The 16,913-nt window shown below is 66.2% G+C and carries 9 protein-coding genes; all 9 read left to right on the top strand.

Translation table 11 applies throughout. The features are described from left to right. Positions 1–2: 2 nt before the first annotated feature. The 9 genes from J1M81_RS07655 to J1M81_RS07615 all read left to right on the top strand — a co-directional run bounded on the left by J1M81_RS07655 (position 3) and on the right by J1M81_RS07615 (position 16,878). A complete protein-coding gene (locus J1M81_RS07655) occupies positions 3–7,640 on the top strand; it encodes a non-ribosomal peptide synthetase (protein ID WP_206497846.1) in 7,638 nt (2,545 codons plus the stop codon). A gap of 88 nt (positions 7,641–7,728) precedes the next feature. Further along, the gene (locus J1M81_RS07650) at positions 7,729–8,802 is read left to right on the top strand and encodes an ABC transporter substrate-binding protein (RefSeq protein ID WP_032400082.1); all 1,074 of its coding nucleotides are present in this window, start codon (positions 7,729–7,731) and stop codon (positions 8,800–8,802) included. A 70-nt stretch (positions 8,803–8,872) separates the two neighbouring features. Continuing rightward, the gene (locus tag J1M81_RS07645) at positions 8,873–10,744 is read left to right on the top strand and encodes a siderophore-interacting protein (RefSeq protein ID WP_206497845.1); all 1,872 of its coding nucleotides are present in this window, start codon (positions 8,873–8,875) and stop codon (positions 10,742–10,744) included. 133 nt (positions 10,745–10,877) lie between these two features. Continuing rightward, positions 10,878–12,236: a salicylate synthase gene (locus tag J1M81_RS07640; protein WP_027495816.1), complete on the top strand. Its 1,359-nt coding sequence runs from the start codon at positions 10,878–10,880 to the stop codon at positions 12,234–12,236. Further along, entirely contained in the window at positions 12,236–12,652 is a 417-nt protein-coding gene (panD, locus tag J1M81_RS07635; RefSeq protein ID WP_032374025.1) for an aspartate 1-decarboxylase, read from the top strand. Before J1M81_RS07640 ends, panD begins: the two co-directional genes overlap by 1 nt. Beyond that, positions 12,649–13,944 carry a lysine N(6)-hydroxylase/L-ornithine N(5)-oxygenase family protein gene (locus J1M81_RS07630; protein ID WP_032374024.1) on the top strand — a complete coding sequence of 432 codons (1,296 nt, stop codon included), beginning with the start codon at positions 12,649–12,651 and terminating at the stop codon, positions 13,942–13,944. The genes panD and J1M81_RS07630 overlap by 4 nt, the downstream gene beginning before the upstream one ends. Positions 13,945–13,955: 11 nt before the next feature. Continuing rightward, complete coding sequence (locus J1M81_RS07625; protein ID WP_032374038.1) at positions 13,956–15,014, top strand: iron chelate uptake ABC transporter family permease subunit; 1,059 nt, start codon at positions 13,956–13,958, stop codon at positions 15,012–15,014. Further along, the gene (locus J1M81_RS07620) at positions 15,011–16,072 is read left to right on the top strand and encodes a FecCD family ABC transporter permease (protein ID WP_371834239.1); all 1,062 of its coding nucleotides are present in this window, start codon (positions 15,011–15,013) and stop codon (positions 16,070–16,072) included. The genes J1M81_RS07625 and J1M81_RS07620 overlap by 4 nt, the downstream gene beginning before the upstream one ends. After that, positions 16,069–16,878, top strand: a complete 810-nt coding sequence (locus J1M81_RS07615) for an ABC transporter ATP-binding protein (RefSeq protein WP_032374023.1) — start codon at positions 16,069–16,071, stop codon at positions 16,876–16,878. The genes J1M81_RS07620 and J1M81_RS07615 overlap by 4 nt, the downstream gene beginning before the upstream one ends. Positions 16,879–16,913: the final 35 nt, after the last annotated feature.

Genomic DNA, 16,913 nt, shown 5'->3' with positions numbered 1-16,913 from the left:
ACATGACGACCGATACCGCGGCCACGTCGCAGTCCAAGATCGCCGCCGTACTCCCACTCACCGCGCTGCAGGTCGGGATGTACCTGCAATCGACGCTCGCCGAGCGAGCGCAGGATCCGTACCTGTCACAGACGGTGCTCGACCTGTCCGCCGCGGTGGATCGCGGCCGGCTCGATCGTGCCCTCGAACTGCTGTTGGATCGCTACCCGAACATCAGAGCGCTGCTGCGGCAACGCCGTAACGGTGATCTGGTCTGGGTGGTACCGCGCGCGTCGACGCCGGTCGTGACGGCCGTCGACGACGAGTGGGATGATCATCTCCGACGAGACCGCTCGGCCGGGTTCGCGTTCTTCGAGCAGCCGCTGATTCGCTTCTCCTACTCCACTTCTGCGCGCGCCCCGCGAGTTCTGATCACCTACCATCACGCGCTGATGGACGGGTGGTCCGAGGCCATCTTCGTCAGGGAGCTGATCGCTCTCTACGAATCGGGCGAGGGGGCGCGGTTGCCGCCTGCACCCGACTTCGGCGATTATCTCGCGTGGACAGCGTTGCAGGACAACGTCACTGCGCGTCAGCGGTGGGCCGACTACCTCGACGGGTTCGAGTCCGCGACCCTCGTTGCCGGGGACCGAACGAATGGGTCCAGCGCGGGCACGCGCTCGCGCCTGGACGTCGATATCGACGATGCGTTGGCCCAGCGGGTGTCCGAATACGCGCGTCGTACCGGCGTGACCACGAACGTCGTCGTGCAGACAGCCTGGGCGGCGATGCTGTCGGCGAGAACCGGTTCCGACGATGTGGCCTTCGGGATGGCGACGTCGCTGAGGCCGTTCGATCTCGATGGTGCCGAGGCGATGGTGGGTTTGCTGCTCAACACCGTGCCTGTCCGCCTGCGGTGGAACTCGGCTGCAACGGCGACCGAGATGCTCGCACGCGTGCAGGCAGACCACCTCGACCTGGACGAGTATCGGTTCCTCGGGCTGTCCGACATCGCCGGAACAGTCGGCGGCGGAGAGCTGTTCGACACCATAGTCGTGTACCAGAACTATCCCGCACCGACACCCGAGACGAGCGGGACCGTCGACGAGATCACCGTGTTGGGAGCGCACATGAGCTTCCCGATGGCGTTGATCGTGGGCCCCGATCCTGCTCTGTGGGCATTCGTACTGCACGACGAGGCCGCTGTCGGCCGGCAGCAGGCCGCCATGTACGCCGAGACGTTCGTCGAGATGCTCGATCGGATGACGACAGTGTCGCACATCGACGTCACTCGACTGGTGGCCGCCCCACATGGACAGGGGCGCAGCGTCGGACCGGCCCGAACCGTGGTGCCGATCGAGACCGCTCTGGCAGCACGCTTCGAGCAGTCCCGCGACGACGTGGCACTGCTGATCGGCGGCGAGCTCATCACGTTCGGGCAGTTGTCCACGCGGGTCGGACAGGTGTCCGCACTGCTGCGTGTGCACCACATCGGTGTCGAAAGCCGCGTCGCTGTTGCGGTGGGCAGAGGTCTCGACATGGTGGCGGCGCTGTTGGCGACCATCGACGTCGGCGCAGCGTTCGTACCCGTCGACATTCGCTACCCACGTGAGCGGATCGAACTGATCCTGTCCGATTCCGGGCACGACCTGCTGTTGATCGATGATGCGACCCCCGCGGCACTGACGGATATGGAGACTGCGGTCCGTGTCGATACCGTTGTACGACAACAGGACTGGACGCCGCCGTTCGGTCGCAGCGTCCCGGGTGAGTGCGCGGCCTATCTCGTGTACACGTCGGGTTCGACCGGAACGCCCAAGGGTGTGGTCGGCACCAGGAACGCGTTGGCCAACCGGCTGCAGTGGGCGGTGACGCGGTGGGGCAGACCGGGCAGCCGAGTTGCCAAGAGTTCGATGGCGTTCATCGACGGCGCGACGGAGTTGCTCACCGGCATTCTCGCGGGCCAACGTGTGGTACTCGCACAGGATCACCAGTACGGCGATTCGGGTGCCGTGGCCTCGCTCATCGGACGGTCCGGTGCCGAACAGGTCACCGCCATCGGTTCTCTGGCTGCCGCGTTGGCCGCTACGGCACCGTCGGACTGCGCTTCGGTGACCGGTTGGATACTCAGCGGAGAACCGTTGACCGACCACATGATCGACGTGATCCGAGCGGTGACGCCGGACGCCACGATCGACAATTCCTACGGATCCTCCGAAGTCGCAGGCGACGTCGCCGCCCATCGGGTCGACGGCGACCCTGCGGTCATCGGAACCTCGGTGGACAACACCACACTGCGGCTGCTCGACTCTCGGCTACGCCCGGTTCGGAACGCCGTTCCTGGCGACCTGTACGTGTCGGGCGTGCAGCTCGCCCGCGGATACTCCGGGAAACCGGCCGAGACCGCGACTCGCTTCGTCGCAGATCCCGGCGGCGATGGCGCGCGAATGTACCGCACCGGGGACCGTGCCCGTCTCGTCGACGGCGTCCTGGTATTTCTGGGTCGAGACGATCGTCAGGTCAAGATCAGAGGCCATCGCGTCGAACTGGGTGAGGTCGAAAGTTGTACGGCCAGTGACCCTTCGGTCGACGAGTGCGCCGTGGTCGCTGTGTCCGACGGTGACGGCGTCGGTGTGCTGGTGGCCTACGTGACTCCCGACTCGGTCGACACCGCGTCGGTGCGGGAGGCGCTTCGTCGCCGGGTTCCCGACTATCTGGTGCCCGCATTCTGGGTGGCCGTCGACAGTATTCCCAGAACCCCCAACGGCAAGGCCGATCGAAAAGTTCTGCAGGAGAGCGGAATACCCGACGGTGGTCCCAGCCGATCGCGACCGGCTGCATCCGAGGACGAGCGAGCGCTCGCGGCGCTGTTCGCAGACACCACCCGTGCGGAGAGCGCCCAGTCCATCGGCGTCGACGACGACTTCTTCTCGCTCGGCGGCGACAGCATCACCGCCATCACCCTCGTCCATCACGCGCGCACCGCCGGACTTCCGATCACCACCGCAGACGTCTTCGAGTGTCGAACGGTCGCAGGGCTGGTGGAGCGGGGCCGAAGCGCCCGGGCCGTTGCGATCGTCGACCGGCCCGACAGTTCGGTAGCGCTGCTGACCGATGCCGATGTAGCCGAATTGCGCTCTCGTGGAATCGATCCAGAGGCAGCTCGCCCGGCCACTCCGCTGCAGCGGGGCTTGGCATTCCAGTCCGTAGCCTCGGGCGATGGAGTGGAGGAAATCTACGTCATCGCCACCGAATTCGAGGTGCATGGGCTGCTGGATCCGCGACGTCTCGAGGGCGTACTCGATGCGCTCCTCGACCGTCATCCAGCGCTGCGCTCGCGCTTTCTGACGTTGAGCACCGGGACGACCGTCGCGATCCGCGATACGGGTCGAGTCGTACTCCGCCGTCATGTCGTCGACGATCCGACATCGCCTACCGCCCGTGACCTGATCGACCAGGACAGGCGTGCGTTCGACATAGAGCAGGACTCGCTCGTCCGAATTCTGCTGCTGGACTGCGGGAACGATCGTCACCGGGTGGTGCTGACCGTCCACCATCTTCTCGTGGACGGGTGGTCCATGGGCACTGTGGGTACCGAGCTGTTCAAGCTCTACCGAGGCCTGGCACTGCCGGAACCTGCGCGGTTCGACGACTACCTGCGGTGGCTCGCGGGCCGCGACGACTCGTCCGTCGACGCGTGGCGTCGCGCGCTCGGCGCGGACGTGGCACCGACGATGGTGGCAGCGTCGGCATCGGCATCGTCGTCGGTACGTTCCGAGGCGCACGAGATCGACCTCGAGTGGAGTGCGCAGGACACCGCCCGGCTCATCGAGTCGGCGCGTCGTCGATCGTCGACGCTGAGCGAACTGGTCGATGCAGCATGGGCCGTGGTGCTCTCGGCATTCACGGATTCCCCGTCGGTCGTGTTCGGCTCGACGGTGTCGGGGCGTCCCACCGACCTCGATCGCGTCGCAGACATGGTCGGACTGTTCATCAACACCGTTCCCGTCCGTGTCGACGTCGGACCCGATGCACGTCTGTCGACCGTGCTCGCTGGTCTGCGGGGCTTCTCGATCGCCGTGGCTCCGCATCATCACGTGGGCCTGGCAGACATTCAGAAGGCCGTCGGACGGGGAACGCTGTTCGACACACTCGTGGTGTTCGAGAACTTCGCTGCTGCAGACACTTCGGGTGTCGATGCCGAGAACTTCTCGGTGTCGGTCGCCGGATTCCACACAGTGACGCACTACCCGCTGGTGTTGACGGTCCATCCGGGCGAACGGATGCGGCTGGTGGTCGAATACCGCAGCGACTCGGTGCCCGTGGCTCGCGCCCGCGCAGTGGCGTCCGCACTGACCTCGGTGTTGGGTGCGTTCGCCGACGAAGGCGACCCACCGATCGCCGCACTGTCTCTCGTCGACGAGACGACGACTCGGATTCTCCGCACCGAGTACGCCGGCTCGCAGCGTCGGTATCCGGACGGGACGATGGTGGACCTGTTCGCCGACCGCGTCGCGTTGCAACCGGACACCGTTGCTGTTGCAGACGCCGCCACGGCTCTGACGTTCGCCGAGCTCGATCGCGTCTCCAATCGAATTGCGCGATGGCTCCTCGGTTTCGGTGTCGGCGCGGAAGATATCGTGGCCGTCGAGGCCCCACGAACCGTGACGACGATGGCGACGATCCTCGGGGTCATGAAGTCCGGGGCCGCCTACCTCCCGATCGACCCGAACTGGCCCACCGAACGCGCGCGGCAGATTCTCGACGATGCGCAGCCGGTGATCACGGTGACGGCGTCGGCGGTCGAGGCCCTGACGCCGTCGTCGACGGACGGGATTGCCGTCACCGATTCCGAGCGTCGGTCCGCATTGCATCCCGACCACCCGGTGTACTTCATCTACACCTCCGGTACGACCGGTGTGCCCAAGGGAGTCTCGGTACCGCACCGAGGACTGGCGAATCTCTATCACTCCCATCGCGAGAGCGTGCATCTGCCGACGGCGGCGCGCGCGGGCACGGACACTCTGAACGTGGCGCATGCCTGGTCGATGGCCTTCGACGCATCCTGGCAACCGCAGTTGTGGATGTTCGGCGGGCACACAGTACATCTCATCGATCCCGAGGTCGTTCTCGACCCGAGAGAACTCACCGAGCGACTGCGAACGCTGTCGGTGGATTTCATCGAGGTCGTACCCTCGTTGCTCGAACAGATGATGCGGTCGGGATCGATCGACACACTCACGTCGGTCGGGGTCGGCGGCGAGGCGGTATCGGTCGACTTGTGGAACAGGTTGCGCGCGAACGAATCTGTGGTCGCCTACAACTTCTACGGACCCACCGAGGCCACCGTCGATGCGGTGTTCACATCGACGGATCTGTCGCCCGAGCCCGTGATCGGTAGGCCGGTGACCAACCTGAAGGCATACGTGTTGGACGCCTGTCTTCGGCTCGCGCCTCCCGGGGCGCTCGGCGAACTCTATTTGGCCGGGCCGGGCGTGGTGCGCGGGTATCGCAACGCGCCGGGGCGCACCGCGCACCGCTTCGTTGCCGATCCCTTCGCCGCGGACGGTACTCGGCTCTATCGGACCGGGGATCTCGTGTCGTGGACCGAATCCGGCACATTGAGGTATGCCGGTCGCGCGGACGACCAGGTCAAGATCCGCGGGCACCGCGTCGAAGTGGGGGAAGTCGAAAGTCGATTGCGAGAGATCGATGCCGTCGCAGACGCGCGGGTGCTGGTGCATACGTCGGGTATCGCTACCGGGCAGGCGACCCTCGCTGGGTACGTCGTTGCTGCGCCGGGACGGACGATCGACGTGAGCGCCGTGCGCGCGGGTCTGGGCGAACTCCTTCCGTCGTACATGGTTCCATCGTCGGTGACCGTGCTCGATGCGTTCCCTGTGCTGCCGAACGGAAAGCTCGATGCGGCCGCGTTACCCGACCCCGTCCCGACCCTCGGTTCCGGGCGCGCGCCGCGCACCGACGTCGAGCGGGAGATATGCCGCGCAGTAGCCGCTGTGCTGCATGTGCCGGAGGTCTCCGCGGACGACGACTTCTTCGATCTCGGGGGCGACAGCATCATGGCCATGGAGTTGTCGGCGCGGCTGCGGACGGTGGGCATGGCGGTCTCGCCCCGTCACATCGTCGCTCGGCGCACGCCGGAAGCACTTGCTCAGCAAGCGGAGTCGGCGCAACCGATGGCCTCCGGCGTCGAGGAACTGTCGCCGTACGGAGAAGTCCCGTTGACACCGATCCTCCGCTGGATGGACAGCCTCGATGGGTCCGTCGACGAGATCTCGCAGGCGGTGTTGCTGGAGGCTCCCGCCGATCTGACCGAGAACTCGCTGATCGAGCTCCTCGATCTCGTGGTGGCCAGGCACCCCATCCTGCATTCGAGTTTCGAGCGTCGTCCCGGCTCCGAGGCCGTGTTCACCGTGTTGCCGGACGGTACTGCCGACGTGGCCGAGTGGGTCCGTACCGAGTATGTGGACGGGCTCACCGAATCGCTGCTCGCAGAACGTGTTGCCGCCCAGTCACGCGCGGCACGTGGTCGGCTCGATCCCCGGATCGGCCGGATGGTCGATGTGGTGTGGCTGCGCCACCACGGTGACACCGACTCCTCGGGCGAGCTCCTGATCACGCTGCATCACCTCGTGGTCGACGGGGTCAGCTGGCGAATACTGCTGCCGGACATCACGACTGCGTGGCAGCAGCGGTTGTCGACGGATCGCGGCCCGATCGGACCCTCCATGCGGCAGTGGGCGCACGAGATCCACCGCCTCGCCGGCTCTGCCGAGGTGCTCGCCGATCTGGAGTACTGGACACGCGTCGGCGACGGGGCGGGACGGGTTCCGATGGTGCGTTCGGTCGATCCGTCGATCGATACCGGTGCAGGCGTACGCACCACCACGTTCGCGCTCTCCCCTCAGGAAAGCGCGCGGATTCTCGCCGCAGCCCGCCCGCGGCTCGGGGTGTCCGTCGAACATCTGTTGTTGGGAACGTTCGCGGCCGCGACAGTCGAGTGGATGGACAGCGGTGCGGCGGGTCCGCAGTCGTTCGTCGTCGACGTGGAGGGGCACGGGCGGTCGGGAATCGCGTCCGATCGGGTGGACGGCTCTTCCGTGGTCGGATGGCTCACGGCTGTGTTCCCGCTCCGCCTGACCGCTGACGCGACCGACCATCGCGCCCTGATGTCGCACCGGTCCGATCCTGTTGCCGCAGAATCGGTTCTGCGTACGATCGCGACGGACGCGGCTCGGTCGAGGGATTCGGTGCCGGGAGACGGGTCGACGTACGGCATGCTGCGGTGGTGCAGCGGTGAGGCGGGTGCGGTGCTGCGGCACATGCCCACGGCCGACATCGAATTCAATTATCTGGGCCGTTTCGACACCGCGACAGGCGGTCCGTTCGGGGCCAGCCGATTGCGTAGCAGTCTCGACACCACGCCCGGCACCGAGACGCCCTGCGGCTATGCGTTGGTCGTCGACAGCTACGTGCACGAACAGGACGGGTCGTCGGTACTCGGTGTGACGTACACGTGGCCGGCAGGAGTGCTCGACGGTGTGGAGGAACTGGCCGGGCTCTGGCGGGAGGCCCTGTCGGCCGCGTGTCGAATCGTGGAGGACAGGGAGTCCGAGAACGGCCTAATGAGGCAAGGGTAACCTCATTAGTGCTACCTTGTCAGTCGCCTCGCCCGGTCGGGTGTGGACGCAGTCAGTGCGTGGTCGAGTCGAGAGGTTCCGAGGAACGATGAAGGTTCGTACGAAGTGGATGAGGAGCGCCGCGTCGATCGCGCTCGCCGGAGGGCTGACCATCGCCCTCGCCGCCGGATGCAGCAGCGACACCGAGGAGACGCCTGCCGCCGACTCCACGACGTCTGCGCAGGAGTCCGCATTTCCGGTCACGATCGACTCGGCACTCGGATCCGCGACGATCCCCGAGGCACCGAAGCGGATCGCGACCTGGGGATGGTCGAACCAGGACGCGATTCTCGCCCTCGGAGTCGTACCCGTTGCGATGCCTACCTTCGACGGTGCCCAGTACGGTGCGGACGAACGCGGCGTTCTGCCGTGGGATGCGAAGGCTCTCGCCGACCTGGGCGGCGACGCGCCGACACTGCTCTCCGGTGACGGCACCGGAGCGGTTCCGGTCGAGCAGTTCGCTGCCGCCGCACCGGATCTGATCTTCGCGCCGTACTCGGGGTTGAGCCAGGAGGAGTTCGACAAGCTCTCCGACATCGCGCCCGTCGTCGCGTACCCGGACAAGCAGTGGACCGCGTCGTGGGAGGACCAGCTGACCATCGCGGGCAAGGCGCTGGGCAAGGAGAAGGAGGCCGCCGACCTGGTTTCCGGAGTCGAGGGCTCGATTGCCGATGCGGCGACGAAGTACTCTGCGCTGCAGGGCAAGACGGTCACCGTCGCGCTGCCCAACGCACCCGGCACTTTCGCCGTCAGCAAGGACAACGACGTACGAGTCGAGTTCCTCGAGCAGCTCGGTCTCGTCAACGAGCCCACCATTCAACAGGCCGACCCGGCCAAGGACCCCGACGCCGTGTACTTCGAGCTCAGCCTCGAACAGGCGTCGTTGCTGAAGTCCGACGTGCTGTTCGTCGTGGCGTACGACAAGGAATCTCTCGCCGGGTTCCTGGCCGAACCCGCCGTGGCCTCGCAGCCCGTACTTTCGCAGGGACGTACCGCCTCCACCGAGGCCCTCAGTGCCGACAAGAACTTCGCGTTCGGTGGCCTGACGGTGCTGACGATCCCGTACATCCTCGACGACGTGGCCTCGGCGCTGAACACTGCCGCCGAGAACGTTCAGGGCTGACAACACTCGGGCGGCCCACTCGACGCGAGCACAGGCGTATTCACTTCCGACGACAGGAGCGTGTTCCACCGTGGCAAGGTCCCATCGACTTCAGGTCGTCTTTCCCGAAGTCCTGCGCACGGCAACGGTGATCGAAACACGTCAGTTGGGTTCGGGTATGCGCCGAATCGTGTTGGGTGGGCCGCAGCTGCGCGAGTTCTCGCGCGGCGACTACCGGTTCCCGGCGTTGCGCAGCGAAGGATTCGACGACTTCGTTCGGTTGTTCTTCCCGGCGGAGACCGACGGCACGGTGGTGCTTCCGACCCAGCACGAGCGCACCGTCGAATGGCCGCGTGATCCGCGTCCGGTGACCCGCAACTACACCGTGCGCAGCGTCGATCCCGAGACCGCGCAGGTGACTCTCGAGTTCGTCACCCACGACACCGGCATCGCGTCGACGTGGGGTCGGCGTTGCCGCGTCGGCGATTCCATCACCCTGCTCGGACCGGTGCGGTCGGGCCATGCTCCGGCCGATGTCGACTGGGTGATGCTCGTCGGCGACGAGACCGCGTTACCTGCCATCGCTCGGTATCTCGAAGAGGCATTGCCGGGCCGGCGAATTCGGGTGTTCGTCGAGGTCGCCGACGTCGAGCGAGAGTTGCCGTTACCGACGGCCGCCGACGCCGAGATCACGTGGGTCCACCGTGACGGCGTCACTGCCGGCACCGGCAACTTGCTCGACAGTGCGGTGCGGGCGGCACCCTGGTGGGACGGAACGGTGTTCGCCTGGGTGGCAGGGGAAGCGACCGCTCTCAAGGGAATCCGTCGGTATCTGCGCGAGGACCGCGGCCTGCCGCCGGAGATGGTCGACGTAACCGGGTACTGGCGTCGCGCCGAGGTTCTGACCCGCGCCGACGATCCCGAGGTGCCCGACCTCAGCGGCGGTGAGTCCGAGCCGTTCGACAGGCTCGCCGAACGTGCGGAAATACTGTCGCCCTTCGCTTTCAGGGCGGCCAACACGTTACGTATCCCGTTGCACGTGTCCCGAGGGGCGTGCTCCGTCGAATCGCTGGCGGAAGCCACCGAGACGGACGCGCGCGCCCTCGCGAAATTCGTGCGCTATCTGCGTGCCGTCGACGTCCTCGCCGAGAACTCCACCGGTGATCTGATTCTCGGCGATATCGGTGAGGCGATGCTCGGCGACGACTGGATCTCGCACTGGCTGGACCTGGACGGGATCGAGGCACGGGTGGAACTGTCGATCACAGGTCTGGTGGACAGCCTGCGGACCGGTACCGCCAGCGCGAGCCTGCTGACCGGCAACACGTTGACCGAAGACCTCGAGGCGTCCCCGCGGCTCGCCGAACTGCATCACAACCACATCGCCGACGAGGCCGCGTTCCTGGGTCCTGCTCTGGTGCAAGACTATTCGTTCGACGGGGTCTCGACCCTGTTGGTGGCGGGGGCAGGATCCGGAGTGGTGCTCGGTTCCGTTCTCTCCCGGTACGACGGAGTATCGGCGGGTGTGCTCGGGTTGCCCAGCGAACTCGACCTGATTCGACGCGACCTCGGGAAATGGCCCGAACTCGAAGGGAGAGTGGTGAATCACCCGCAGAGCGTGATGTCCGAGCCGCATGTGGAGCACGGGAACGGATTCGACGCGTATCTGTTGCTCGAGGTCACCGGACACTATCGAGACGACGATCTCGCACTGCTGTTGCGCAACGCGGCAACAGGATTGGCCGACAACGGAAAATTGGTGGTCGTCGAGCGACTGTCCAACGACGGGTCGTTCAACGAGGACCAGTCGGAATTCGATCTGCTGATGCTCTGCATGCACGGCAGCGGTGTACGAACGAAAGCCGAATTTGCCTGCGTAGCAGCCGATGCCGGCCTCGAGGTCGCGGCGTCGACGCTGGTCGGCTGGGGTATCTCGGTGCTCGATCTACGCCGTGTTCGCTGACACCGAGGAAGCCGTTGTGCTGCCGAGTCGGTTAGGTTAGCGTTCCCTATCGAAGGCGCGCGCCGATGCCGACCGCAGACGTTGCGCGCAATGCGCGGTCACGGACCGATTCACCGTCAGGAGTGCACACACAATGACCGTTGTCGAAGAAACGACGATGGACACGGCCGAGGGGACCGAACTGCAGCGGGGACTGCGTACGGTCGTCGCGTTGGCGGAGTCCGGATTGTTCGACGAGTACGTCGTGTACGAGGACCGGGGACGCTGGGTGTTCGCGGGCGGCGTGGTCGCTCGCATCGTGCTTCGGCCCCACCTCGTGACCACCACCTGGGGGGCCGGAGAACCGACCGAGCGGAGCTGGTCCGGTAACCCGGCAGCGGCCCTGAGCGAGGCGTGCACGGGCCTGACCCGAGAACAGTGGAACGCTTACGGATTCGTCGGTTTCGGGTTCGCGGAGCACCTGCACGACGTCGATCGGTCCACTGCCGCCGGGCGCGACGCCGACGACATCCTCGCGCACCTGGTGGTGCCCCGCGTCGAGGTCCGCTTCGGCCGCGAACACGATGCCGTCGAGGTGACCGGCAGCGACGAGGACCGCGCCTCGGTACTGGCCGCGCTCGACGCGATCGGCGGCGACGAGCTGCCGACCGTGCACGCTCTCGACGTCGGCGGAGATCTCGACGACTACCGCGGCCGCGTCGAACAGGCCGTAACGGAAATCCGACGGGGCGACTACGCCAAGGTCATTCTGTCCCGGAGCGTGCGTATCCCATTCGATCTCGACATGCCGGGCACCTACCGCGCCGGGCGTACGGCGAACACTCCGGCCCGCTCTTTTCTGCTGCATCTCGGCGATCTGCGTGCCGCAGGCTTCAGCCCGGAATTGGTCGCCTCCGTCGACGCACACGGGATCGTCACCACCGAGCCGCTCGCGGGAACGAGAGCGTTCGGACTCGGTTCCGATGCCGACTCGGCAGCGAAGTCCGATCTCGAACAGGATCCGAAAGAGATCACCGAACACGCTGTGTCCGTGCGTACCTCGTTCGAGGAACTCGAATCGATCGCCAGCCCGGGGTCGACGGCCGTCTCGGACTTCATGAGCGTGCGCGAACGGGGAAGTGTCCAACATCTCGCGTCCACCGTGCGCGCACGCCTGCGCGAGGACCTGTCCTGCTGGGATGCCTTCGGTGCCCTGTTTCCGGCCGTCACGGCGTCGGGGATCCCGAAGAAGGAGGCCATCGACGCCATCGGTCGGCTCGACGACTCACCGCGCGGCCTGTACTCCGGTGCCGTCGTGAAGGCATCGTCGACGGGAGAATTCGAGGCAGCACTCGTGCTGCGCGCCGTCTACGAGCAGCAGGGTTCCGCATGGCTGCGTGCCGGAGCCGGCATCGTCGGCCAGTCCAAGCCCGAACGTGAATTCGACGAGACCTGCGAGAAGCTCGCCAGCGTTGCCCCATATCTCGTCCGCAAGAAGGAGAACGACGCCTGATGCACCGCACCATGCTGGGTGGAAAGATCCACCGTGCCACTGTCACTCACGCCGATCTGCACTACGTCGGGTCCATCACGATCGATTCGACTCTGATGCAGGCGGCCGATCTGATCGAGGGCGAACAGGTCCACGTCGTCGACATCACCAACGGCGCTCGCTTGGTCACCTACGTGATCGAAGGCCATCCGGGATCCGGCGTGATCGGAATAAACGGTGCCGCGGCCCATCTGGTGTCTCCGGGTGATCTGGTGATCATCATGTCGTTCCGTCAGGTCGAGAACGCCGAGCTGTCGACGCACAGTCCCTCCGTGGTGCACGTCGACTCGGACAACAGCATCGTCGCCCTCGGAGTGGACCCTGCCGAACCGGTCCCCGGTGCGCTCGATCAGATGTCGGGGGCGAGCATCCGATGAGCCCGAGCGACGACTACAGCGGCGACCTCGACGGCGAATACGACATCGTCGGGGTCGGCTTCGGGCCCTCCAATCTGGGGCTGGCCATCGCGATCGAGGAACACAATCGACAGTGTGCTCCGGCCGAGCGCCTGACCTCGTGCTTCCTCGAGTCGAAGGACGAGTTCGCCTGGCACCCCGGAATGTTGCTGCCGGGAACCACGATGCAGATCTCCTTCCTCAAAGACCTTGCCACCCAGCGCAATGCGAGCAGCGAGTACACGTTTCTGTCGTATCTCGCCGAACGAGGCCGGCTCAACCACTTCATCAATCTGCAGACGTTCTTCCCCAGCCGGCTCGAGTTCCACGACTACCTGTCCTGGGCCGCAGGCAAAGTCGACGCCGCGGTGCACTACGGCACGCGGGCGTCCGCGGTCGTCGACACCGGTGACGGTTACGGCGTCCGCACCGAGGGGCGGCGCACCGGGACCGTCCGCGGCCGCAACATCGTGCTCGCCGGCGGCCTGACCGCAACCCTGCCGGATGGGGTCACCGCGTCGGCGCGGCAATTCCACAATCACGACCTACTCGGCCACCTCGACCGGCTGCCGTCACGGAACCACCGCACGTTCGTCGTCGTCGGTGCCGGGCAGAGCGCAGCCGAAGTGGTCGACTACCTGCATTCGACCTATCCGGACGCATCTGTACATGCGGTACTGCGCAAGTACGGGTACAGCCCGGCCGACGACAGCCCCTACGCCAACCGCATCTTCGATCCGACCGCCGTCGACGACTTCTACTCGTCCTCGCACTCCCTTCGTGATCAGCTGCTGCACTATCACCGCGGAACCAACTACTCCGCCGTCGACCTGCCCCTGATCGAGGAGCTGTACGCGCGCGAGTACGCCGAGCGGGTCAGCGGACAGCGCCGGCTGTTCGTGCACGGAGCCTCCCGACTGGCCGATGTCACGGAGGAGGCGTCGGGCGTGCGGGCATCGGTGGAACACGGGCCGACAGGACTGGCCGAGGACGTGCTGTGCGACGCTGTCGTCTATGCCACCGGCTTCACGTCCCTCGATCTGCCCGACATCCTCGGGCCGTTGTTCGACGCCGTCGAATTCGATGCGCACGGTCCTCGCGTGACGCGGGACTACCGGCTCGTCACGCGTGGATCGACAGTGGGTTCGATCTACCTGCAGGGCGGCACCGAGCACACCCACGGTCTGACGTCCTCTCTGCTGTCCAACATCGCTGTGCGCAGCGGTGAGATCGTCAAGTCCGCGGTGGGTGCGAGGGTGCGTTCGGTGGTGTGAAACGGCGGGGTATCACTGCGGGCGACGAGCCGGAACAGAGCGATGTTCCGGCTCTCGTCGGTGGTCTGGCCCGAACCGATGCCGGCAGGACCGCCGGTCTGATTCTCGTCGTCGTCGTCCTCGCGATTCTGTGCCTGGTGAGTATCGCTGTGGGAGCCGAGAACATCGCTGTCGGTGACGTGTGGCACGCACTGTGGTCTTCGAACGGTTCCACCGATGCCGTGATCGTCCGTGAGCTCCGAGTTCCGCGGACCGTGCTCGGCGTGCTCGTCGGTACCGCGCTCGGCGTCGCGGGCGCGCTGATCCAGGCGATGACGCGCAACCCGTTGGCCGACCCGGGCATTCTGGGCGTCAATGCCGGAGCGGCACTCTTCGTCGCCTTCGCAGTCGGGGTGTTGGGCGCGACCGACGTTCGCTTCTATGTGTGGTTCGCGTTCGTCGGTGCCGTTCTCGCCACCGTCGCGGTGTACGCGCTGGGTTCGGTGGGACGAGTGGGTGCCACTCCGATTCGCTTGACGCTCTCCGGTATTGCCCTCGGTGCGGTGCTCGGCGGCGTTACTTCCGGGATGCTGCTGCTGGACCCGGACGCCTTCGCCAGGATGCGGTTCTGGGGCGCAGGCTCGTTGGCGGGTCGAGGGCTCGACATCGCGGCGGCCACCGGCCCGTTCGTCGTACTCGGACTGTGTCTGGCTGCGCTCGTCGCGCGTCCGCTCAATGCGATCGCACTGGGCGACGAGTTGGCCCGGTCGTTGGGAGCCGATGCGCTTCGGACGCGGACCGTCGGGGTCGTTGCGGTGACGCTGTTGGCCGGAGCGGCGACAGCGGCGGCGGGACCGGTCGGGTTCGTGGGGCTGATGGTGCCGCACATGGTGCGCTGGTTCGTCGGGCCGGACCAGCGTTGGATTCTGATCCACACCGTGTTCGCGGCACCGGCACTGCTGTTGTTCGCCGACGTCGTCGGCCGAATCGTCATCGAGCCGGGGGAGTTGCAGGTCGGTATCGTCACCGCCTTCGTCGGGGCTCCCGTCCTGATCCTGTTGGTCCGCCGAAAGAAGGCGAGCGGACTGTGATCCGGGCACCGCGCGCCGGGAACATCGACTTCGGCAGAAGGGTGTGGATCGTTCGCACAGTGCTGGGCGCACGAATCGACGTTTGTACGGTCCTCGTCTGCGCGGCCCTGCTGTTGCTGACAGCGGTTGTCGCCGTCCTCGCGATCGGCACTGGCGATTACCACGTTCCACCGGGCCAGGTGCTCGCGGCGGTGTTCGGCGACGCCCCGCGCATCACCGAGATCGTCGTCATGCAGTCGCGGTTCCCCCGGGTTGCGCTGGCATTCCTGTTCGGAGCTGCCCTGGGGGTGTCGGGTGCGATCTTTCAGTCGTTGACGCGAAATCCGTTGGGCAGCCCGGACATCATCGGCTTCTCGACCGGCGCGTACACCGGCGCTCTCGTCGTCATCCTGACGCTCGGCGGCGGTTACTACCGGACCGGAGCGGGCGCGCTCGTCGGCGGACTGGTGGCCGCCGCCGTGGTGTACGTGCTCGCCTACAAGCGCGGCGTGCAGGGCTTTCGATTGATCATCGTCGGTATCGCGGTCAGTGCCGTCCTGGCGTCCGTCAATACCTGGCTCGTGGTGAAAGCCGATGTCTCCGAGGCAATCGCAGCCGCCGTCTGGGGCGCGGGCACACTCAACGGGCTGGGGTGGCCGCAGGTGGTTCCCGTTCTCGTGGCCCTCGCTGTCGTCACCCCCGCGGCGGCGGCGCTGTCGACACGGCTACCGGTACTCGAGATGGGTGACGACGCGGCGAGAGCGCTCGGAATCCGCGTCGAGCCGACGCGTCTGATGCTGGTGATTCTCGGGGTCGCCCTCACGGCACTGGTCACGGCCGCAGCGGGGCCCATTTCGTTCGTCGCGCTCGCCGCGCCGCAGTTGGCTCGGCGGCTCACCGGTACCTCGTCGGTGGCGATGGTGCCGGCAGCATGCATGGGTGCTCTGCTCCTGATCGTCAGTGACGTTGCAGCGCAACGAGTTTTCGCGCCCACTCAGCTTCCGGTCGGCGTGGTGACGGTCTGTGTGGGCGGCGCGTACTTCGTCTGGTTGTTGGCACGAGAAGGGCGGAAGCAATGACGACGAGGCCACGCCTGTACGCGGACGGCATCACCGTCGGATACGACAAACGAATCATCAGCGAGAAGCTGACCGTCGAGATTCCCGACGGCAAGTTCACCGTGATCGTCGGGCCGAACGCCTGCGGCAAATCGACACTGTTGCGCGCGTTGTCGCGGCTGCTGAAGCCGACCGGCGGGGCGGTCTTGCTCGACGGCAAGTCCATCTCGTCGTACCCGGCGAAGGAGGTCGCCCGCCGACTCGGGCTCCTGCCGCAAACCTCCATCGCACCGGACGGCATCTCGGTGGCCGATCTCGTTGCGCGAGGCCGCTATCCGCATCAGAAGTTGATCCGGCAATGGTCCGTCGCGGACGAGGCCGCGGTGGTGGAGGCCATGACTGCGACCGGAGTGACGTCGCTGTCGGCCCGTCCGGTCGACGAGCTGTCCGGTGGACAGCGGCAAAGAGTGTGGGTGGCAATGGTTCTCGCGCAACAGACACCGCTGTTGCTCTTGGACGAGCCGACGACGTTTCTCGACATCGCGCACCAGATCGAACTTCTCGACCTGCTGGCCACGTTGAATCGGGACAACGGCAACACTCTCGTCGCGGTGTTGCACGATCTCAACCACGCCTGTCGATACGCCGACCACATCATCGCGATGAAGGACGGCGCGGTGGTCACCGAGGGCCCACCGGCGGAGATCGTCACGGCCGACTTGGTCGAGGCGGTGTTCGGACTGCCGTGCCGCATCATCGACGATCCCGAATCGCACACTCCGTTGGTGATACCCAAGGTGGCCGCTGGCAGGCTAGGCAAGGCTTAGTTTAGAATCGAACAGAATTGCCGCCGAGTTAGCCT

Source organism: Rhodococcus sp. KRD175, from assembly GCF_017168275.1.
Taxonomy (GTDB): domain Bacteria; phylum Actinomycetota; class Actinomycetes; order Mycobacteriales; family Mycobacteriaceae; genus Rhodococcoides; species Rhodococcoides fascians.
This window is presented reverse-complemented; position numbering and strand designations above follow the sequence as displayed.

What these genes read in the sequence shown, in the direction of transcription:
- J1M81_RS07650 (WP_032400082.1), top strand. Translation starts at nt 7,729, where the DNA reads ATGAAGGTTCGTACGAAGTGGATGAGGAGCGCCGCGTCGATCGCGCTC.
- J1M81_RS07630 (WP_032374024.1), top strand. Translation starts at nt 12,649, where the DNA reads ATGAGCCCGAGCGACGACTACAGCGGCGACCTCGACGGCGAATACGAC.
- J1M81_RS07640 (WP_027495816.1), top strand. Translation starts at nt 10,878, where the DNA reads ATGACCGTTGTCGAAGAAACGACGATGGACACGGCCGAGGGGACCGAA.
- panD (WP_032374025.1), top strand. Translation starts at nt 12,236, where the DNA reads ATGCACCGCACCATGCTGGGTGGAAAGATCCACCGTGCCACTGTCACT.
- J1M81_RS07655 (WP_206497846.1), top strand. Translation starts at nt 3, where the DNA reads ATGACGACCGATACCGCGGCCACGTCGCAGTCCAAGATCGCCGCCGTA.
- J1M81_RS07615 (WP_032374023.1), top strand. Translation starts at nt 16,069, where the DNA reads ATGACGACGAGGCCACGCCTGTACGCGGACGGCATCACCGTCGGATAC.